This window comes from Chryseobacterium sp. CP-77 (assembly GCF_036362765.1).
Lineage (GTDB): Bacteria > Bacteroidota > Bacteroidia > Flavobacteriales > Weeksellaceae > Chryseobacterium > Chryseobacterium cupriresistens.
Genome location: NZ_CP143637.1, coordinates 1,721,761 through 1,744,004 on the forward strand (window position 1 = coordinate 1,721,761; position 22,244 = coordinate 1,744,004).

General features: G+C 33.9%; 16 protein-coding genes. 7 read left to right on the forward strand and 9 right to left on the reverse strand.

Going from position 1 to position 22,244, the window contains the following annotated elements; all coding sequences use genetic code 11:
* Positions 1-5: 5 nt before the first annotated feature.
* Positions 6-998, forward strand: a complete 993-nt coding sequence (locus V0410_RS07755; protein WP_330747003.1) for a hypothetical protein — start codon at positions 6-8, stop codon at positions 996-998.
* A gap of 368 nt (positions 999-1,366) precedes the next feature.
* On the opposite strand, the gene V0410_RS07760 is transcribed toward V0410_RS07755, so the two are convergent.
* The gene (locus V0410_RS07760) at positions 1,367-1,963 is read right to left on the reverse strand and encodes a Crp/Fnr family transcriptional regulator (RefSeq protein ID WP_330747004.1); all 597 of its coding nucleotides are present in this window, start codon (positions 1,961-1,963) and stop codon (positions 1,367-1,369) included.
* 991 nt (positions 1,964-2,954) lie between these two features.
* On the opposite strand from V0410_RS07760, the gene V0410_RS07765 reads away from it, so the two are divergent.
* The gene (locus V0410_RS07765) at positions 2,955-4,088 is read left to right on the forward strand and encodes a hypothetical protein (protein WP_330747005.1); all 1,134 of its coding nucleotides are present in this window, start codon (positions 2,955-2,957) and stop codon (positions 4,086-4,088) included.
* A gap of 87 nt (positions 4,089-4,175) precedes the next feature.
* On the opposite strand, the gene V0410_RS07770 is transcribed toward V0410_RS07765, so the two are convergent.
* Complete coding sequence (locus tag V0410_RS07770) at positions 4,176-4,577, reverse strand: hypothetical protein (protein ID WP_330747006.1); 402 nt, start codon at positions 4,575-4,577, stop codon at positions 4,176-4,178.
* Positions 4,578-4,953: 376 nt separating this feature from the next.
* Here V0410_RS07770 and V0410_RS07775 point away from each other — a divergent pair, with 376 nt between their 5' ends.
* Both V0410_RS07775 and V0410_RS07780 read left to right on the forward strand, forming a co-directional pair.
* A complete protein-coding gene (locus V0410_RS07775; RefSeq protein ID WP_330747007.1) occupies positions 4,954-6,042 on the forward strand; it encodes a sensor histidine kinase in 1,089 nt (362 codons plus the stop codon).
* On the forward strand, positions 6,032-6,793 hold the full coding sequence (locus tag V0410_RS07780) for a LytR/AlgR family response regulator transcription factor (protein ID WP_330747008.1): 762 nt from the start codon (positions 6,032-6,034) through the stop codon (positions 6,791-6,793). The genes V0410_RS07775 and V0410_RS07780 overlap by 11 nt, the downstream gene beginning before the upstream one ends.
* A 251-nt stretch (positions 6,794-7,044) precedes the next feature.
* Here the strand turns inward: V0410_RS07780 and V0410_RS07785 are convergent, their stop codons facing one another.
* Entirely contained in the window at positions 7,045-7,638 is a 594-nt protein-coding gene (locus V0410_RS07785; RefSeq protein WP_330747009.1) for a porin family protein, read from the reverse strand.
* Positions 7,639-7,933: 295 nt separating this feature from the next.
* Here V0410_RS07785 and V0410_RS07790 point away from each other — a divergent pair, with 295 nt between their 5' ends.
* The 3 genes from V0410_RS07790 to V0410_RS07800 are packed head-to-tail and all read left to right on the forward strand — an operon-like array spanning position 7,934 to position 13,628.
* Entirely contained in the window at positions 7,934-9,052 is a 1,119-nt protein-coding gene (locus V0410_RS07790) for an efflux RND transporter periplasmic adaptor subunit (protein WP_330747010.1), read from the forward strand.
* Between the two features lie 12 nt (positions 9,053-9,064).
* On the forward strand, positions 9,065-12,226 hold the full coding sequence (locus V0410_RS07795) for an efflux RND transporter permease subunit (protein WP_330747011.1): 3,162 nt from the start codon (positions 9,065-9,067) through the stop codon (positions 12,224-12,226).
* Positions 12,213-13,628: an efflux transporter outer membrane subunit gene (locus V0410_RS07800; RefSeq protein ID WP_330747012.1), complete on the forward strand. Its 1,416-nt coding sequence runs from the start codon at positions 12,213-12,215 to the stop codon at positions 13,626-13,628. The genes V0410_RS07795 and V0410_RS07800 overlap by 14 nt, the downstream gene beginning before the upstream one ends.
* Before the next feature lie 167 nt (positions 13,629-13,795).
* On the opposite strand, the gene V0410_RS07805 is transcribed toward V0410_RS07800, so the two are convergent.
* The 6 genes from V0410_RS07805 to V0410_RS07830 all read right to left on the reverse strand — a co-directional run bounded on the left by V0410_RS07805 (position 13,796) and on the right by V0410_RS07830 (position 22,242).
* A complete protein-coding gene (locus tag V0410_RS07805; protein ID WP_330747013.1) occupies positions 13,796-14,953 on the reverse strand; it encodes a hypothetical protein in 1,158 nt (385 codons plus the stop codon).
* Positions 14,954-15,011: 58 nt separating this feature from the next.
* Complete coding sequence (locus tag V0410_RS07810; RefSeq protein ID WP_330747014.1) at positions 15,012-16,232, reverse strand: MFS transporter; 1,221 nt, start codon at positions 16,230-16,232, stop codon at positions 15,012-15,014.
* Positions 16,233-17,287: 1,055 nt separating this feature from the next.
* Positions 17,288-17,680, reverse strand: a complete 393-nt coding sequence (locus V0410_RS07815) for a Rid family hydrolase (protein WP_330747015.1) — start codon at positions 17,678-17,680, stop codon at positions 17,288-17,290.
* 706 nt (positions 17,681-18,386) lie between these two features.
* Positions 18,387-19,436, reverse strand: coding sequence for a succinylglutamate desuccinylase/aspartoacylase family protein (locus V0410_RS07820; RefSeq protein ID WP_330747016.1), 1,050 nt, complete (start codon positions 19,434-19,436; stop codon positions 18,387-18,389).
* A 154-nt stretch (positions 19,437-19,590) separates the two neighbouring features.
* Positions 19,591-20,649, reverse strand: a complete 1,059-nt coding sequence (locus V0410_RS07825) for a cytochrome-c peroxidase (RefSeq protein WP_330747017.1) — start codon at positions 20,647-20,649, stop codon at positions 19,591-19,593.
* A 177-nt stretch (positions 20,650-20,826) separates the two neighbouring features.
* Positions 20,827-22,242, reverse strand: coding sequence for a RagB/SusD family nutrient uptake outer membrane protein (locus V0410_RS07830; RefSeq protein ID WP_330747018.1), 1,416 nt, complete (start codon positions 22,240-22,242; stop codon positions 20,827-20,829).
* Positions 22,243-22,244: the final 2 nt, after the last annotated feature.

Genomic DNA, 22,244 nt, shown 5'->3' on the forward strand with positions numbered 1-22,244 from the left:
ACTAGATGTCATTTTCTTATAATAAAACATGGCAAAATTTTATGAAAAACTTTTTATATACTATCCTCTCCTTTTTTTTACTGTCAAGTTGTGTTTCTCAGAATAAACAAAATCTGATGCAAAACATCTTAACCTTAAAAAACAGCTACTGTCAACCACCAGACTCCTACAATTACAACTATATCTTACCTTCTAAAAATGCAGACTCAATCCTCAACTCTAATAATGACCTTAAGCCTTATTTTAAAGATCAGAGTATTTTGATTCTCAATGCGCTAAACAGCCTACAAGATGCCAAGGCAATTGTCGAACTAAAAAAAGACTCTAATCCTAATTCACAACTTGAAATTCTGACTCTTAAAAGCCAAATCGATGGAAAGGTTAATATAGCTTTGACTGAATTGAGTGCTGTAACAGCTGAATTTGATTGTGAAGGAGAACGTGTTGAACAAATGGCTCGTTATGTTGATAATTTAAATCAAACAAGGAATAATAAAATGATAATTGCATCAATAGTTACGGGGGCAGTCACATCTGTCGTTGGTGGAATTGTGAGTAATAATTCTTGGAAAGACGGTTATCAAATTGCTGGAGGCGTGATGGGAGCGGGCTTTGGACTGGCTACACTTAGTCCGAGAGGACGTAAAGTTGAATTTTATCATCATAGAAATATATTGAGAGATATTTGGACAGAAAATTTGAACGATAAAAACTTCCCGCCATTCATTTGGTATATGTATACAGAAAAAAAATTCTCGTCCCACACCGGAAAATCAATGTTGGAAAATATTAAAGGAAGATGGCTTCAATATCAGTTTGACGATAAAAAAGAACTTGCGGATCATTCAGTCATCTTTTCTGATGGAGGAAAGTACTACTCTGAAGAACTTCACAACCGTGTTCAAATGCTCAACCAAATGCAATCAATTACCCGAACTATTAACCAAAGCATTAACTATCTTTTATTAGATCTAAATAGAATGCTTTACAAAAATTAGAAGAATTTTTTTTCAGTTTACTGATAGATGTAATATGTATTTCCAAAATATATTCTCAGCGAATTTTCTTATTCTGTTGGATAAAATTATTCCATGATGTATCTAAATGTACAAAAGTGATGTTTTTCTTTTGGTATGGAAGTACAACAAAAATTATGCTTCCATCACTGTAATAGTAAAAATACCTTTTATACTCAGTATCATAGATCTGGAGTTTACAATTGCGTAGCCGCAGAATTGCACGAGAAAGTGTAAAAACAGAATTCGTTTTCTCATTTATAAGCTGCATAAAAAATTGCCCCTGTAAGATTATACCTGTTATTATTTACAGCTTCATTTATCTTTCCAGAACTAATGAGATATGGTTACTAATAATAAATTTTTCCTTTTTTAATTTTTAGTTTTTGGTCTTTTTCCATTTTTTTTATTGATCTAATAACTGTTTCTACTCGTAATCCTGTGAGATTAGCTAACTGTTTTCTTGTGAGTGGAATTTTATTTGACTGCTCACTATCATTAAAATTATAATCCTGGTAATAATCCAGTAAAGCTTTTAACTGTTGCGAAGGATTATGTGATGAAATGTTGTACAGCATAATATATTTGTAATAAAGTCTTTCCGAAAGGCATTTGAAAATACTTAAAGATACTTCTGGATTTTGTTGCAATAGCTCAAGAAAAATTCTTTTTGACAATCTTAATATTTTGCAAGGTGTTTGAGCAACAGCCGTCATTGGATAAGTTCGCTCATTAAACAATAGAGATTCTCCGAAACATTGTCCTGAGGATAGAATATTGTGAATAAATTCCCTGCCCTCCTCCTGATAATTTTTGAGCTCAACAATCCCTTCTACTACCTGATAGTAAAACTTTGGGATATTTCCTTCATCAAATATAATTTGATCTACTCCATATTCCACATAATGGGCGCCGTATGTTATTAGAAGATTTTCATTAATACTCATATTAGTAATTTTTTGTAATGATATTCTGAAAATCTTAGTAAAAATTACATTATAAATATGCAATTATTAAGCCATAAAGTATTATTTTTTTTGAGAATTACATTTCAAGATTGATCTGGACCCTCAGCCCAGCTTCCGGAACACATTTTTCTGTTTGTAGTTGTATTTTTTGTCTGCGGTTATGTATATTTGTCATTGTCTGCTTTTTCGAAATTATTATTCTTTGCATATGCATTTTTTCTAAAGACAAACAATAAGCATAATTTTTACTCCGTCTTTCTGATTTTCCATCTAATTCTAAACCAATCAAGTCAAATTCATAAAATCCTTGCTCATCAAACCCTCTTGCTGGATAATATTTTGCAGGAATTGTTCTGATCCGCTTGGAATTATATTTTCTTTGTCGGTAATATTTTCCTTGATGTCTTCAAGTCGATATTCTAAATAGTCAAAACTAGAGATACAAACTCTATTAAGCTTTCCAACTCTAAATAAAAATCCTTGTGTAGTCTTACAATATGACGTCTTTATTTAATAAGTTAGAGATAATTGTGATATAAAATTTATTTTATAATAAAAACGAAAAAAATAGGACTGGCTGATGCCAATCCTAAGTCACAACTTGATACAAAATTAATTGTGATAAGCAATTAATTATCTTGAAATTAAGAATAATTTTTAGTTCAGCTAATAAAGTTAAACACTCTTCTGACCCCTAATTTCATGTACAAAATTATATCACAATCACCAACTGTTATTAAAAAATTAGGTGAAGCATCATTAATCGATAACAAAACAGCAAAATTGCCAATTGAAACGTAAAAATAATCCAGCGTGTAGTCTGATGGAGTCCAAATAATTGGTCAAATTACATTTCAACGTTAAGTATCTTCACTTCAACAACGATTATTGTCGTTTCGTTACTTTTATCTATTATTTTGTATACGTTAAGCATAATTTTGTGAAAATACATTAAACAGAGATATTATAAATGGATATAACTAAGATAAAACTTGAAAATAGAAAAGACTTTATATTGTATTTTTTGATAGCTTTTAGTACTTTTTTAATTGTCTACATAATGTTCTATATCATTGACTTTTACTCTCACAATAATATATTATCTAAAACTCCAACTAATATAAACAGATCACAAGATAAGTTAGCACCCAATGAATTGGGAGATACAATTGGTGGTATACTCAATCCAATTATTGCTTTCTGCGCGTCAATCCTGACCTTTCTAGCCTTTTACATTCAATATAAAGCCAATAAGGAACAGAGAGCAATTTACAATAAAAACCTACTAAAAGAAAAACAAGAAAAAGATGATAATCACCATGTTAATCTCGAGATATTTAAAACACTTATATTATCTACCGTTGATCATTATGAAATATGTAATGCAGCAATTATTGATTATTGTGAAAATGAAAAAACAGATCCACTGTCAGTACACACCCTTGGCCTGACTCCAAGTTCAAGTTATTCAATCTTTAAAAGCCTTGATTTCAAAGACATGTATTCCTCAATTGTTTTTAACTTTAGAGAAAGTGACTATGCATGGGAAAGAGAATTTATAGAAGTTTTAAATACTATCGATTTTTTTGAACATACGCTTACACAATTAAGTTCAGATATTAACTCATATAATACAAGAAAAGAAAACAAATTTAACCAGATCCTAATTCATATTTCCGAAGAGGTAGAGAAATTGTTTACTGATCCTCAACTGAATCATTCAAAGATACTTGAAAATTACACTGCAATATTTAACAATAATAACAGGCATTTTGCACCCGACAGGCAGTTTACAAACCCTGATTTACATCTACTTTACGATAACTTACTGCCATTTGTTATGGAAAGTTTATCTGTATCAAAACATGACATTAATAAATTTTCCTACCAGAAAATCTTAAAAAATTTAGAACACCAATATATTATGCTGGATACTGCAAAGATTCTGGCAGAAAACTTTGCTTCAGATTTAGAAAAAAAAGCTAATGAAAATTTTGAACTCAGTAAAAATTTCACTGAAGTACGTATATTTCTCGATAAAATATATAATAGATTACGGGAAGTTTCAAATCATTCAGATTCAAAATTATACATAAAAAAATAGGATCGGAACAAAACCGACCCTACAAACAAGACTAATTATAAATACAAGGCCATGAAGACCGATTGTAAAACAGATTTTTATTGGTAATTAATCATTGTTTTTACTTTCTAGGCGGAAGAAGTATTTATCTGATAGCGTAGCTGACAGGTTCGTATCATTAATAATATGGTTGAGTACAGAATTTTTATCGGTTAAAAATAAAATAATATCAGGCATCATACTATTTATCTCTTTATTAAGTGAATCAGTAATCTCTTTTGTGATTGCTCTCCTACTTTCATTAATAAATTTATTTTCAAATTTTAACTGCTTTTCTACATATTCTTGAAAAGTTTTAATCCGCTCGCTGATCATAAAAAAATCAACTTCACAATTGAAATTGGATATAAAATCATAAATACGGTTGCACGACGATAAATTTATCTTTCTTTCGCTTAATATAAGTATTCTTCTTATTTCATGATCCTGGAATGTAAATGGTAAAAACATATTAAAGCTATTAGTTTAAGTTTGGATTTAAAATGATACCAGCCCTTTAAGTTCAGGCTTTATAATTATCTTAATAATTTGCTTTGCATTGTGAATCTGGTTTTAAATATACTATTGAATATATTTTATTCTCTCTAATTTATTAATAGTTATTGCTGGAATACAAAAATACGAAGTGATTATATTTACTAAAGAAAAATGATAGTGACAATGATTTTATAGGGTTTGAAATGTCATTTTAAGCGGGTGAAGTGTAAAACCACTTTAAGTAATTAAATATACGTTTCAGAAGTATTTTTTACTGGTTGACCTAAAAATAAAAGCAATTGAAGTTTGCAATACTTACCTTTACAATATGATTAATATCCTGTATAGAATGATCAGAAGTATAAATTTCTTTAATAAAATGACACGAAGAATTGTAATTTGGATCATTGCTTTTCTTTTGTTTTATCTATTCACCTACCTTATTGATCCATTTGCATATAAAGAATATATTGATGAACCGTGGTCTACAATTATCGAAGATTTTCTTTGGGTTTTACTGATATCTGTGCTCATATCAGAATTCAGTATGTATATAGATAATTTTTTACATAAAAGACTGTCTTGGGATATAAGAAATGTTAAAAGATTATTGGTTCAATCTCTACTACAAATTGTTGGCAGCGTATTAATTGTTATCATTTTTTATTCTATTTTTTATACTTATGGACCAAATGATATAAGCTACACTTCTAAACAAGAATTTACATTTTTAGGCCAGTGGATTGCTGTAAATATAGCAGTATCATTCATTATAAGTGCTATTAATACAGGACGCTATCTTCTTGAAAGCTGGAAAAAAACTGCCATAGAAGCTGCACAGCATAAGCTTAAATCCTCAGAGCATAAAAGGATTGCAATGGCTGCCGAACTTCAGGCATTAAAGCTTCAGATAGATCCGCATTTTATTTTCAATAACCTGAGTGTTTTATCAGAAATTATCTTGGAAGATCAGCAACTGGGATATGAATATTCTGAAAGTTTTGCAAAAGTTTATCGTTATCTGCTTGTCAACTCAAAAAAGGACAATATAAGCCTGGAAGAAGAGCTGAAGTTTCTTGATTCATATATATACCTTATTACAAAAAGGATAGGAGAAGGTGTACGTTTTGATATTGCCATTAATAATTCATTTAAAAATATGTTGATTCCCCCATTAACTTTACAGTTTTTGGTCGAAAATGCTTTAAAACATAATCAGACATCCAAGATAAATCCTCTTATCATTAAAATTTACACAACAAAAGATCAATATTTAGTGGTTCATAACACCTTGGTTCCTCTTGTTAATAAAGCCAATTCTTCAGGAATTGGTATTAAAAACATAATAAGCAGATTCGAATTTATGGGTCAGAAAAAGCCGTTAATTTTAAAAACAGATACCGATTTTATAGCTAAAATTCCATTATATGAAGTTTAAAAAAATATTAATAGTCGAAGATGAAAAACCAAATGCTGACCGTTTAAAGCGTTTATTACTAAAATTAAGACCAACAACAGAGATTTTATCAATTGAAGATTCAATTGAGTCATCTGTTTACTGGCTAGAAAATAATCCAATGCCAGACCTTATCATGATGGATGTTCGTCTATCGGACGGATTGAGTTTTGAAATATTTAACAAAGTTGATATAAGATGCCCGGTAATATTTACAACAGCTTATGATGAATATGCCGTAAAGGCATTTAAGTATAACAGTGTCGACTATCTTCTTAAGCCAATCGAAGAAGAAGAGCTCAATACTGCGCTCCAGCGCTATGAAGGATTTATGGAAAGTATTCCATTTGTCGGCAGCGCATTGGAAGGCCTCTTAAATTATATCCAGCCAAAAGAATATAGAAAAAGATTTCTCATTGCAAGCAAAGATGGTTATAAAGCCTTATTAACCGATGATATTTTGTATTTCAGTACAGACCTGGGAATTACAAAAGCTCAATTAGAAAGCTCTTCTGAAATTATACCGCATACTCTGGAAGAACTTGAAAAACAGCTAGATCCCAAGTCATTCTTCAGAGCTAACAGGCAGTTTATCATCAATATAAATTCTATTGCAAGTGTTATTAATGATTTCAATGGCAAATTAAAAATAGAGTTGATCAACAATCCTGATACGGAATTGATAATCAGCCGTGAAAAAGCCTCCACGTTTAAAGCATGGATGGATTTTTAATTATTTTAATCAGAAATAAGAGCCTGTTTCATTTGTTGAAACAGGCTCTTTATTCGTAGGTATACTAAGTGACTGTATAACAGCAAACAACTTGTAAAACTTTATGCTGCAAGCAACAGATCATATTTCAATAAAACTGATAATCACTTTAATTTATAGAATATGTTTCCACCTGCCATCTGCTATAAAAAACATACAAAGGTACTCCACAGTTATAAAACAGTGGAGTACCGGCAAACAAAAAAGATTAATTATAAAAATATAGAGTACCCTAACGATACAGCAAATCCACGGTTTTTAATATCTGTTCCCTTAACATCAGATATATTAGTTAAACCAAGATTATATCTCGCATCAACTATAAAATTACCCGGTCCTGCAGGTATTGCTACTCCCGCACCCATCTGAACGCCGAAATCGATTGACTTTGTCTTACCATACACAGCTTTAACAGCGTTATTTTTTCCCATTAAAAAGCCAACTGATGGTCCGGCATTTACATAAACAGGTCCAAAAGCGTATTTCGCTAATACCGGAACCTCAATATAGTTAAAGTTAAAACTTTGGTTAGCAAAGGAATTCTTGAACTTTGTACCTTTACTTACAAAATTAACTTCCGGTTGTACAGAGAAATTTCCAGCTCCCGTAGGAATATTTACAGCAAGACCAGCTTGAAATCCTACCTTGGATTTTTCACCACTAACCCCTTTGATTGCCTGGTTATAAACACTAATTCCTGCTTTCGGAATCAGTTGAATGCCCCCTGTGTTTTTTTCTTTTGTCTGTTGTGCACTTAAGCTTAAAAACCCTAACAAAAATGTTGTTGTTAACAATACTTTTTTCATTACAATTGTTTTAAATGTTATTATTTTACTGATTGTTTTCTAGTGCGAAATTATGACTGTATCATCATATGTTTTGTAATTATCATTGTGAAACGGAAAAATTAGACGGTAAAGCGTTATTTTGAAATTGTCAAGTGACAAAACTGTTAAATTGCCCCTTAAACCCTCATTAAATGGCGGTTAACGCTTCATTTTAATTATCCAACGCTTCAAGTACAATTATGTACGGTTCACTTCATTTAGTCAAAATCTTCACTATGTTATTGAGTTACTTTGCATCAAATAAAAAAGTATTATGTATTTCAAAAGTGGATTTTTGGCTGCATCAATGAGTATTGCAATGGTGATGTATTCCTGCAACTCAAATAGTAATAAAGAAGAAACAGCCTTTCAGATGGCAGCCGTGCCTACAGATTTTATAGAGTTAAAAAAGAGTGATGCTGACATAAGCACTGCATATCCCGGCTCAATTGAAGGTCAGGATAACGTGGAGATAAAGGCACAGGCTACTGGTTATCTTGAAGCTGTCTTTGTAAAGGAAGGACAATATGTCAATAAAGGTCAGACTTTATTTAAAATTAATCCTTCTGTTTATAATGAGCAGGTCAATACAAGCAAAGCAGGATTGAAATCCGCATTAGCTAATCAAGCAAGTGCAAAACTTGAGATCGAAAAGTTAAAGCCGCTTGTAGAGGGAAAGGTAGTATCAGAAATGCAGTTAAAAACTGCTCAGGCAAATTATGAGGCAGCTTCAGCACAGGTTGCCCAGGCGAAATCAGCACTGGGTTCTTCGAATATTAATGCTGGTTTCACCTATATTAAGGCACCTGTAAGTGGTTATATAGGAAGAATTCCTAATAGAATAGGGAATCTAATTTCTCCCTCAGACGCTTCACCATTAACAACCTTGTCAAATATTAATACAGTTAATGTCTACTTTTCAATGAATGAAGCTGACTATATAAGTTTCTTAAAATTAGCAGGCCAAGCGGAGCATAATAATGTTGATTTAATTCTGGCTGACGGTTCTAATTATGGCTTAAAAGGAAAATTGGAAACAGCCAGCGGGAATTTTGATAAGAGTACAGGAAGTATACAAATGAAAGCTGTATTTCAGAATCCCGAAAAACTGCTTAGATCAGGAGGTACCGCAAGAATTGTTTTACATAAAAGCGCCGAAGGCATTATCAAAGTTCCTAAATATAGTGTAAAAGACATTCAAGACAAGTTTTTTGTATATAAGCTTAATGGTAAAGATAAAGTACAAATGATTCCAATTGAAATTGAAGGAGGAACTTCTATGGATTACTTCGTAAAAGCAGGAGTTAAACAAGGTGATAAAGTTGCGATCAACAGCATTGATATGCTAACTGATGGCGGACAAGTCGTAGCGAAAGTAGTATCAGCTAAATAAAAAAATTAAGAAATGTTGCAAAAAATTATAGACCGCCCGGTTTTGGCAACGGTTATATCCCTAATCATTGTCATCCTGGGAATTATTGGATTAAATCAACTTGCCGTTACGCGTTTTCCTGATATTTCCCCACCAACAATTATGGTCTCCGGCTCGTATCCCGGCGGAAACAGCGAAACGGTGATAAGATCTGTAGTTACTCCACTCGAAGAACAGATTAACGGTGTTGAGGACATGCAGTATATAAAGTCTAACGCGAGTAATGATGGTACATTTTCAATTTCTGTCATTTTCAAACAAGGCGTAAATCCTGATCAAGCAGCCGTTAATGTTCAGAACAGAGTACAACAGGCTACTCCTATCCTGCCGCAGGAAGTGATACGTATGGGCCTTACCACGTCAAAACAGCAAAACAGTATGGTTATGCTGTTCAATCTCTACACGGATGATAATAGCAAATATGATGAAAAATTCTTACAGAATTATGCTAATATTAACCTGATACCATCGATTAAAAGAGTAAAAGGTGTTGGACAGGCACAGGTATATGGAGCCAAAGATTATTCAATGAGAATTTGGCTTAATCCACAAAGGATGTCCGCATACGGAATCGAGCCGGCCGATGTTTCAAATGCAATTGCAGAACACAGTCTAGAATCGGCACCCGGAAAACTGGGCGAAGAGTCCAATGCTGCATTAGAATATATTATAAGATATAAAGGTAAGAAAAACACGCCTGAAGAATATGAGAAAATTATAGTAAAAAATGATGCTGCAAATATTATAAGACTAAAAGATATAGCACGCGTCGAATTTGGTTCAATATCTTACAGCGGTAATAACTTATCTAACGGTAAAAATGCCGTTACTATCGGAATTATGCAAACTTCCGGTTCTAATGCTAATGATATTGAAATCGGTGTAAATGAATCCATTGAACGTTTGTCAAAGTCATTCCCTCCTGGAATTAAGTACAGTAAAGTTATTAGTACCAAGGAAAAACTTGACGAAGCAACAGGGCAGGTAAAGTCTACACTTATTGAGGCATTTATCCTTGTATTTATTGTTGTATTTATTTTCCTGCAGGATTTCAGATCAACCATTATTCCGGCAATTGCAGTTCCGGTCGCTATTATCGGTACATTCTTTTTCCTCTTGGTGCTCGGTTTTACAATCAATGTGTTGACACTTTTTGCTCTTGTACTTGCCATTGGTATTGTGGTTGATGATGCTATTGTTGTGGTGGAGGCCGTTCATAGTAATATGGAAGGCACTAACCTGACCGGGAAAGAAGCAACTCATAAAGCAATGGGTGAAATCACCGGAGCTGTAATATCCATTACACTTGTAATGTCAGCAGTATTTATCCCTATCGGTTTTATGTCCGGATCTGCCGGTCTATTTTACAAGCAGTTTGCTTATACCTTGGCTATTGCCATCATTATATCTGCAGTCAATGCATTGACATTGACACCTGCTCTATGCGCAGTATTTTTGAAAAACCACCATGCCGGTGATGATCATGGTAAAAAGCAGGGATTTGGAAAAAGATTTGCTACAGCATTTAATGCCGGTTTTAATAATATGACAGGTAGATATGTAAAGGGTGTCAGATTTTTAATTTCTAAGAAATGGCTTTCAGCAGGGCTTATTGCACTCATAATAGCAGCTTCAGCCTGGATGATGACCAGTACACCTAAGAGTTTCGTACCAATGGAAGATGACGGTCTTTTCATGTATAGCTTGACCATGCCTCCTGGAACTGGTCTTACCGAAACAACAGAAGTATCAAAAAAAATAAACACCATCATAAAAAAACTACCTGCTGTTAAAGAAAATACTTCAATTACAGGTTTTAATATGTTAAGTAACAGCTCAGGATCAGTGTATGCAATGGGCTTTGTAAAGCTTAAAGACAAAAAAAACAGGGGCGAAGTGAAGAATATTGATGAGATTATGGAAATCGTTAATCAGGAGTTAGCCGCTATTAAGGAAGGAACAATACTTACTTTCAGAATGCCCCCGGTTGAAGGTTACGGTATGACAAATGATGCGGAAATTATTCTGCAGGATCGTATGGCTAGAGATCCTAAGTTTTTAAAGGCTAAAGCAGATGAAGTAATTGGACAACTGATGCAGGTTCCGGGAGTAGCATATGCATATACTATGTTTAGAGCAGATTATCCTCAACTTGAGCTGGAAGTTAATGAAGATAAAGCTGATCAATTAGGGGTTAAGGTATCAAATGTTTTAGGAACCATTCAAACCTACTTCTCTGGTGATCAGTCACAAAACTTTTCACGATTTGGAAAATTTTATAGAGTAAATATAAAAGCAGACGGAGTTTTCAGAATGGACGAGAATGCTTTTAATGATATTTTTGTGAAGAATTTGAGTGGCCAAATGGTTCCTGTGAGCACATTGGTGACTTTGAAAAAAGTATATGGACCGGAGTCCGTAAGCAGATACAACCTTTATAATGCTTTAAGCATTAATGTTACTCCACAACCAGGAGTAAGTAATGGTGAACTGATTAGCAGGGTGGAGAGCACACTAAACACTCTGCCTTCAGACTACAGCTATGAATGGACGGGTCTAAGCTTGGAAGAAAAATCAACTGGTAATCAGACTATAGCCATTTTTGGTTTATGCTTACTCTTTGTATATCTTCTATTATCTGCTCAGTATGAAAGTTATATACTCCCATTAGCAGTAATGTTATCTATTCCTACAGGTATATTAGGGGCATTCTTGGGTATTACTGCAATAGGCTATGACAATAATATTTATGTTCAGGTCGGATTAGTTATGTTGATCGGACTTCTAGCAAAAAATGCGATCTTGATCGTAGAGTTTGCACTGCAAAGACGAAAGAATGGACTTTCAATTTTAGACTCAGCACTGGAGGGAGCAAAATCAAGATTAAGACCAATCATTATGACCTCTTTAGCATTCATTGTAGGAATGATTCCTCTAATGCTTTCTGCGGGAGGAATGGCTGCAGGTAATAAATCCATTAGTACAAGTGCTGCTATGGGCATGCTTACCGGTGTGGTTCTTGGGGTATTTGTAATACCGGTACTTTATATGTTTTTTCAGTTTCTTGATGAAAAATTATCTTCCAAGAAGAAATACTCCACTAATGAAAATGTACAGATCAATGGAAACAATTAATTTAAAAAAATACTTTTTTACAGTCGTAGCGGCATCAATAATGGTGTCCTGCGCTGTAGGAGAAAAATATAAGAGAACAGATCTCAATCTGCCTGAAAATTACAAAGACGCAACTACAGTAACGGCAGATACCATTACGCTTCCCTGGAAAACATTTTTTAAGGACCCACAGCTTTCAAAACTTATTGAAACAGCACTGGATAAAAATAATGACGTTCAGGTTGCCCTTAAAAACATAGATCAACTGGACCTTGCATACAAACAAGCTAAAAACTCAATACTTCCAACGGTTGATTTATCAGGATCCGTAACCAGAAGCTGGGCATCGAATAATAGTTTGAACGGATCACTAAACCAGCAGTTTGCCGGAACTAAGTATATAGATGATTTCAATGCGACACTTCAGGTGTCATGGGAAGCTGATATCTGGGGAAAGACAAAAATGCTCAAAACTTCTGCTGCTGCTGATTATCTTGCACAAAAAGAAAATCTTCAGGCTTTAAAAAGCAGGATTATTGTCCAGGTTGCTCAATCTTACTACAATCTTCTTGCGCTGGACCAACAGCTCAAAATTGCTAAGCAAAACATTGAATTAAGCGATAATATGCTTAAGATGATGAATCTGCAATTTAATTCAGGGTTAATTAATGCATTAGCTGTACAGCAATCTGAGGCGCAGAAAAAAACGGCCGAACTACTGGTACCGCTATCATTGCAGAATATATCAGTCCAGGAAAATGCGCTAAGCATTCTGTGTGGAACGTATCCAACTGCTATAGAGAGAGGCGGAACACTGGAAGAAGTATCGGAGAATAATATATTATTGAATGGCGTGCCCGCAAGCTTGCTTAGCAGAAGACCAGATGTTAAGGCAGCAGAACTCGCTGTTGTCAGTTTAAATTCTAAGACAGGTTTAGCTAAAGCGGCGATGTATCCTACCTTTAGCCTGACACCGCAAATCGGTGCGAACTCATTCAAATTTAATACCTGGTTCGATTTACCAGGCTCATTAACCAAAACAATTGCTGCTAATCTTGCGATGCCGCTACTTCAGAAACGCCAGCTTAAAACGGCGTATGAAACTGCAAAAATAGAACAGGAAAAAGCTGCGATAAATTTCCGCCAGACAGTGATGAACGCAGTATCAGAAGTTTCCGATGCAATGGCAAAATCCAAAGGAACTTCAGAAAGACTTGGCTTGCTTGAACAAAGAACTAAGATATTAGATAAAGCCATTAGTGATGCTACGAAGCTTTATAAAAGCGGAATGGCAAATTACCTTGAAGTCATTACTGCACAAAATAATAAATTACAAAATGATCTAGAACAGATTAATGTTCGCCTGGAAAAAGCGAATGCAGAAATAGATCTTTACCGCGCCTTGGGCGGAGGAACAAATTGATTTCAAAATTAGCTGACTTAGTAAGGTATTCTGAGTCAGCTTTTTTTATGATGATGAGGGATAAATATTTAGACCTTACATGTTTTTGAAAATAGTATCTAATTGTTACGAGATATGTAAAATGTATTGATTTAAAACATTATTTTGTATATCAATTTGTGAAATAGTTAGACGATGGGATGTCTTTCAAATATCGTATTTTCATCAAAATAATATCTATACGTTGATAGTTTACGCGTTACCGTTGAGTTAAGGCTTTCTGCGATCTTTATCATTTTAGGATTAAAATCACCGATCCATTGTAATTCAATAGTTTCAAAATCAGTAAATTTTAAAAGATGTTCGGTACCTTCGCATATCAGATACCCTTCAATACCTTTTTTTTGCCATTCGGGAACTACTCCAAATACCATTCCTACCATCGTATGATTGGTTCTGAATTTTTTTAACCATAAAAATTTTAATTTCTCTATAAAACCAAATTTACCTTTAAAACTTTTTAACCATTGATTTAGATCAGGTATGTTTAGCCATACTGCGATCGGTTTATCATTTTCATAAACAAACCAGGATATATGTTCATTGATGATAGGCTTCATCATTTCGAACATTTTGATTGTTTCTGTTTCAGTTAAATGCTTTCCTTCACCATGAGAAATCCAAGCCTTGTTATAAACCGTTGTAAAATCTTTCGCATATTTTTGTAAGTTATTCTTTTTTAATGCTACGGCCTTGATAGCCGGATTTAGCTTATGTTTCTGATGCATTATCTTAAAAACTCTTGAGACTTCGCTATCGGTCCTACGGGAATAGCAAAGCTGATTAAAATAACTTTTAAAACCATAGTTTTCAAATAATGCCTTATAATAAGGAAAATTATAATTCATTGAATACAGCGGCTCTCTGAATCCTTCGACAAGGAGTCCCCAAAACTTATCTCTCTCCCCAAAATTGATAGGGCCATCCATTGCTTCCATCCCTCTTTCCTTAAGCCAGTTTTTACAATAGTCGAATATAAAATTTGCAATTTCCTGATTGTTAATACAATCAAAAAAGCCAATTCCTCCTGTAGGCTGTGTCTGCTGGTAAGATCTGTTGATAAAAACTGCGACTTTACCAACTGTTTCATCATCTATCTTGAACAATAGTCTTTGACACTCACCGTCTGCAAATAAATTATTTTTAGTACTATCAAAAATACATTCAATATCTTGATCTATCGGACGGATGTAATTCTTGTCATTAGCATAGAGTCTTTGAGTAAAATTTAGAAACTCCTTCTTTTGCATATTGTCCTCCACAGTTATTATGGTAATATTCTTCATACACTTAACGGTCTAATTATTAATAAAATTAAAGATTTTGAATATGTATTTTGCTGTATTATTCCAACTTTCTTATCTGTCGGGAAGTTAAAGCGAATAAACATATGGCACCACCCAATATGCCCATTATGATAAATATTATATTTACGCTCATTAATTCTCCTATACAAAAAGCAATACCAAGGCCCAAAGGAGTGGCAAGCCCCTGAATTGCAGTAAGAAGAGACAACGCTCTACCTTGCAATTGATTAGGAATCGTGAACTGTAATAGTGCAGTAAGAGGTGCATTGCCTAAAATAAATGACACACCGCTGATTGACCAAAAAATGACAGCAAGCCAAAATAAACTAGGAGCAACGAAAGCTGTTGCTGCCATCGAAAAGCATGAAGCAGCAAAGCCAAAGATAATCCATAAAATTTTACGCTTTGGAGTAAAAAATGTCACAACAAGTCCTCCTAATACCATTGCCCCCCCCGAAATCCCTTCGATAACCGCAACCTCAGGAGCCCCACCATTGAAATAGGTTTTTACCAACAATGGAACGAAAGTAAAGCAAGGCATAATGACCAAAATCATTGCACCCAGTATAAAATACAAATACCTTAGTCCTTTATTATTCCAAACAATTTGTACACCTTCTTTGATTTCAATTCCAATATTTTTAATGCTTTTACTTTTATTTATATGCTGTGGTATAGTGAATATAAGAAGTGGCAGAATTCCTACCAAGGCAGTAAATATATCAATGCTAAGTGCCCATTCAATGGGTAATAGTCCAATAGCTAAAGCTCCCAAAGGTGCACTGACTATCGTAATTACACCTCCTAAAGTCTGGTTGAGACCGACGGCATTGCTGAGAAATGATGCAGGAACCAACATCGGAATGCTTGCATCGGCGGCTGGATCCTGAATCGTAGTTAAAATTCCCCTGACAGCTACAAGAACATAGATATGCCAAATATTGATGAGATGAGTATAGAAAAGATAGACTAATATGATGATACAGAACATACTCAACAGATCAGAAAAAATCATCAGCATTCTCCGGTTATACCTGTCTGCAATAGCTCCTGCGATAGGACCTAATAATGCTTGAGGTAGAAATGCCAGTACACCTGCTGTGGCTAAAGCTGATACCTCACCAGTTGTATCAGTAATCCACCATAATAAAATAAATTGCGTTACTGCTGATCCAATTTGGGAAAAAGTCTGCCCTACAAAAATAGATACATAACGGGTTTTCCAGTTTTGACCGGTTTTAGAATGAAATTCCTGCATGTTGATAAATAATTGATTGGATAACTAATGACCAATCTAAGCTAAAGTATCATTATTTAGGATGATATTTGAAAGTTTATCGGCGAAGCAGTAAAAACTATGTTTGAATTAGCTATTTTCGATAATGAAACGTCTTAGCATATATTATATTTTAAATTTCATTCTGTTGCAATAAATCTTTAATTCTTTTACGACAGCTTAAATTTTGATATTATTATCATCACAAATAACAGTAAGGTAAGTGATATTTTTTACAGCGCACTGAATTTGAAAACATATCTACAAACCATCATTTCTATTTTCAGAAATGCATTGATTCTGCTGCAAACCTAATTTTCGATTTAAAATAGACATTGTGATTGCCACAAGTGATATTTAGTAATGCTATAAACTCAGAAATGTGTATTGCTGCTGATTCTTTTTTACTACTCGCTGATCTTTTAATCGGGTCCGTGTTTATTTCGGCGGTATATATCGCATAGGCGCTTGTTAAAATTGTTTTACGGAATATTTACCTGAAATAATTGCGTTAATGATATCTTCATCTTCCTTATCCGTATCTCCTTAGAAATGAAAAGTGTATTGTATTCCTAAACCTTCCAGAGATACATGCAAAAAATTAATAAGCCTGATACAATTAACAATTATCTAAAGATAATGGCGCCCTTTATGAAACATCAATACGTCCTTCTCCTTGCTTTTAGAGAGCCTGGTTTCGTCTTTCAGTTGTAGTGTACCGTTAGTAATATACTTATTCCTCTAGTTTATAATTGAACTTGTGAGTAGAATGCTAAAAAACAAACCCAAGCGCACAATTCATTGAGTCAGTAAACTTTGAATCAAAATAACATAGTAAATACAATACGATTTCCTAGTATATTTTAGTTTAAATATCTAATATGTTTACCTCAACTATTGTGATGCAAAAAAATATTTTAATTAAGAACAATTTCACTAAATAAAAAAGGCTTAGACTTTACATCTAAACCTTTTTAACGATTTGAATGACAATTTTAAATTCCTAACGCAATCAAGATTTAAAATTCAGTAAGATGTTATTCAGTAGCAATAATTTTAATTTCCACCAGCTGCCCTGGTAAGGCCAACCCTGTAACACCAATCATAGTACTCGCTACCAATTGTGGATCATCATAATATTCTGCTTTAAAGCTTTTTCTTGCTTCAAATGCAGTTGCCATATCCATAGCATAGATTACCTCTTCTACTACATTATCCATCGTCATCCCGTATCTTGAAAGTAATTCTTTAATATTGGCATACGTTTGCTTCATTTGTGCCTTCATACCTTCCGGCAGTTCTCCTTTGTCGTTGTGACCAAGCTGTCCGGAAATCCAAACAGTATCGCCTTTTTTAACTGCTTGCGCATAACCATAAACTTGTTCCCAAGGCATTCCGAAGCCCTCTGCTTTTTTGTTTTGCTGTGCCATTTTCTAGTAATTTTAATGTTTATTTTATTTGGCAAATTTAAAGTGTGATATTCTACTGCGCATTTAACTGGTTTAATAAATTAGAATATTAAACTGCTTCTCCTGTAAAATAATTGACATTCGCAAGTACATTCAGTGCAACTATAAAAATAATTCATTTTATAACCATTTAATCAAAAAACTGATTGCAAGTCACTTAAAAAATTACTAAAGAATCCTATACTATTATATTTCGTATTTTTATAATTGAAGTATTTAAATTTAGCGACATTAAAAATATGAATATCTTGTTTTTAGAATTTGAATACTTTTAGCGAGAATTAAATTATAAGATTTATAACCGTTTTGTCAACTTTGATAAGTATTTCTGGCACATAGAATATCCAGCGTAAAATTTATTGACTGATATTTCTGGAGTGTGTAAATTGATGAACCATTGTAGTCAGTTTGCGTTTTTCTATAAACCTCAGTTAAGATATTTCGGCAACATTAATTATTGTTGTAGAAGTAAATATAGTGTTAGGTTGGATAAACAGCCTTTTTTTTATAAATAATTTGCAACTATTTTACATAAAAATTAATAGCTTTTTGACTCAACCTATTTTAATTTCCGTCAAATAAAAATCTCTAGCTCAGCCTGCGACAAAACTTAAACACAAAAGTCTGCAAAAAACTAGAGCGGTAAATCATTTTTATTTCCGTACTATTAAACCTTACCAATCACAACAATACCCTCTCCCTTCTTAATTGGGGGCGTTGTCATAATCATCATAATAAAACCATCATTTTCTGCATAAACCGTTTGGATAATTTCTCCAAAATAATTGGTAATATGCCCTAACTTTGTACCTTTTTTCACCAATTCCCCGGCTTTTTTTGAAGGATAGAATATTCCGTCAAATTCAGAGTCAATGTAGTCTCTATCAGAAATGGTAATAATAGCAGCTCTTTTGCTCATTTTGTTGTAAGGCAAAAATGATAAATGATCTAATAGCCTGAGAACACTGTCCTCCACATTGTTTACGTTGGTATATTCTACCAATCCTAATCTTCCACACTCGATATCTACAGAAGGAATTCCTCTTTTGAACGCTTCAGCCGTAGTATATAAGCTCGGTTCATTCTTTTCCATATATTTTTTTCCATTTGTATTGAAAATTACATTGTAGTTATATCCCAGCGCTTCTGCCATTTTTCTGCCAGTTTCAGAAACTTCCGGCATTGATTTATTACTGTAATAAGCTGAATAAGGCATTAAATCTTCCGGTGCATCGCCTGAATGTATATCGAGGAAATAGTCTGACCTTGCGATGATTTTCTTTGTAATGAAATCTGCTACTTTTTCTGTATTTGTACCATCTGCTTTACCAGGAAATGTTCTATTTAGATTTTTTCCATCAATTGGGCTTTTATAAGCTGTTCTTCCCAAAAAACTTTCCAAATTTGCAATCTGAACCAAGATGACTACTCCACTTAATTTTTTGACATCAATAGAATTTATTAATTTTTGAGATGCTATAATTGGTGAATATTCATAACCGTGTATTCCGGCAGTTATACCTATCGTTTTTCCATCTTTAATTCCATTAAAAACGGTGATGGGGACAAAACTCGAATCTTTGCCTGTAGTGATTGGTATTAAAAAGTGATGCTTTGAACCTGGCTTTATTTTCTGATTCTGGAAAATAAAAGAGGATTGAGCATTTGCATTGATTAAACATAATAAAATAAAAATAATACTGATTTTTCTAAACATATTTTTTTATTAGGTGATGAAAAATAATAATTTTTTACTAAATAAAAAGAGGTCAATATCACTTGGAGAAAACCGCGCCACCAGGAATGTGGATGGCTTTAACAAGCAGGACCTATTAGTTAAAGACCTATATATTGATAGAACATATAAATGATTATTGCGGTAATTTAGGGGGAGTTATCCTTTGATTTTTTGTATTGAGTGTTCCGAGAAATGCTTCTAGCTGAGCTACTTCCTCATTGGTAAGATTCAATGCTTTCAGCATATTGGATTTCTGTGAATTTAATGCTGTTCCTTCATAAATTGTAGACCGTTTTTTAGGAGGTTCTGGATTTCCCTTATTATAGAAATGGATTACATCCGCCATGGTCATAAAAGCACCGTTATGCATCCAGGGACCTGTTCTGGTAACTTCTCGTAATGACTGTACTCTGAATTTTCCGGCATCTGCAATATCCTTTGTTATCAAATATCTTCCGAGATCTTCCTGCTTTGAACCTAGTAGCGATGTTCCGATATTCTCAAAACGATTATTTGAAAAATATCCTGAATTATGGCAGTTTATACATTGAGCTTTGGTTCTGAAAAGATGTAAACCCATAACTTCATTATCTGTAAAAACATCAGATTTCCCATCAATAAACTGATCAAATTTACTTGATGGACTTTTTACAGTTCTTTCAAATGTTGCGATTGCTTTTGCAATTTTCTCCTTTGTCACGGCTCTATCACCAAAAGCTTTTTCGAATAGACTGGCATATCCTTTTATATTGGCAATCTTTTCTGTGGCAAGATCAATATGTTCATTCATTTCTTTTTTGTCCTGAATTGGCATGTGCGACTGTTCTTCCAAAGATCCCGCACGTCCGTCCCAAAATAAAGTTTTAGCATAGGCAACATTTAAGATACTCATAGCGTTTCTTGAACCCAGCTGACGGTCATGCCCAAAAGAAAAAGTACGGTTATCCGACCAGCCCAATTCAGGATCATGGCAGGATGCACAGGCAATCTGGTTAGACCCTGAAAGACGGGGATCATAGAATAGTGTTTTTCCTAAAAGTACTTTTTCTGTAGAATAAGGATTATCTTCTGGAAACTGTATTTCGGGTAAATGACCTATTTCCGTAAAATAAGGAACTGCTTCAGGGTTCAATTGCGGTTTGGGCCATCTTGAAATATCCCCTGACGAATATAGCTTTCTGAGTTTCGTCATCAGAAAAGTCTTATCATTAACTTCTTTATTAACTCCCGTACTCAGACAATTATTAAACAGAAAAACTGTCACAAAAAAAACAAAAATCCAACTTATTATATTCTTCATTATTCCGTAGTGTTATAATACAATAATTATTTTTAAAGAGTTTATATTCATTGAGAAGCGACTCAGGCATTAATACCCAGGATTCTGTTTCATATTACTATTGATCATCACCGATTCCTGCGGAATGGGAAGAACAAATCTATTGTTGGGATATGACGGGCTGCAGTTATTGGCAATACACCCATTATTACGGATAATATTTTTATGATTTCTCATAAGATCAAAAAAATATTGATTTTCAAAAACAAATTCTTTTCTTTTTTCTTCCAGCAAAACATCCATGGAAATTTGTGTTAATGAAGGTAATCCCGCCCTGTTTCTTATAGCATTCACATCCTCTAAAGCCTGAAGAGCATTTCCCTGATGAAGAGAAGCTTCTGCACGGATAAAGTAAACGAGACTTAAGCGATATACAGGACTATAATTTTGGACTTTATACTTTTTCGTGAAATAATAAGGTAGATTAGACTGAGAGCTTCCTGTAACGGATGTTTTCAGATTTTGGGTCTCAAAGAGCTGTTTTCTCAAATCATCGGAAGTATAAAGGTTATAGATATCTTCCGAAGCTACATAAGAGGATCTGTTTGTACTTGTTTTAAAATTATAGAGATTAGCAGTATGTGATTGATTTTCAGTCGTATTTGCAAAATACAGAATCATTTCTGAAAGGGCCCATTTTGAAAGGAATTCATTTTTCGGAGTAAGGGAGAGCCCGGATTCTGTAATAATTTCTCCCGCATACTGATAAGCTTTAGACCAATCATTCTTCCACAATGCGATTTCAGCAGCAAGAGTTTTTACAGCAGCTGGATTCATAAAATTGATGCTTTCTCCTGCAGGAATAGCATGCTGGGTCTGTACCAATGATAAAGCTTCAGTAATATCTTTTTCCAGTAAATCAAAAGCTTCCGCAGTAGTTCTTCTGCTTGGAAAATCAACTCCAACTTTCAAAGGAGCAATATTGTAAACAATTCCCAGGTGAGATGCATCAGGAGTATAAGTATAATTCTGGCCATAATATTTCAATAATTGGAAATGGACAAAAGCTCTTAATGCCAGGGCTTCCGCTTTGATTTCGTTAATTTCCTGGGAGGTAGCATCGGTAAGCTTATCCACATACTGCAAAATAAGATTAAGATTATTAATAACCTGATAAGAGTTGGTATAATAGTCCTTTAGCTTACTTGCCGACGGCTGGTCATCAAACTGATAGGCATTGTCTACCCTAACCGGTACTGAAATGGTTCCTGATGTATTGGGAGGATACTTAAGGTTTCCTGATTGTAAATCGCCGTAGGTGTAGGCTGCTTCAGTAAAATGATTGTCACGAAGCTGATTGTAAGCGCCATTCAGCGCTTCAAGAACTCCTTTTTTTGTTGCTAGCTGTGTAGTGATAGAAATAGCCTCTACCGGTTCATGCTCAAGAAAGTCTCTGCACGAAACAGCAGAAAACAGTACTATTGCCAGAAAAAATATTTTTTTCATTT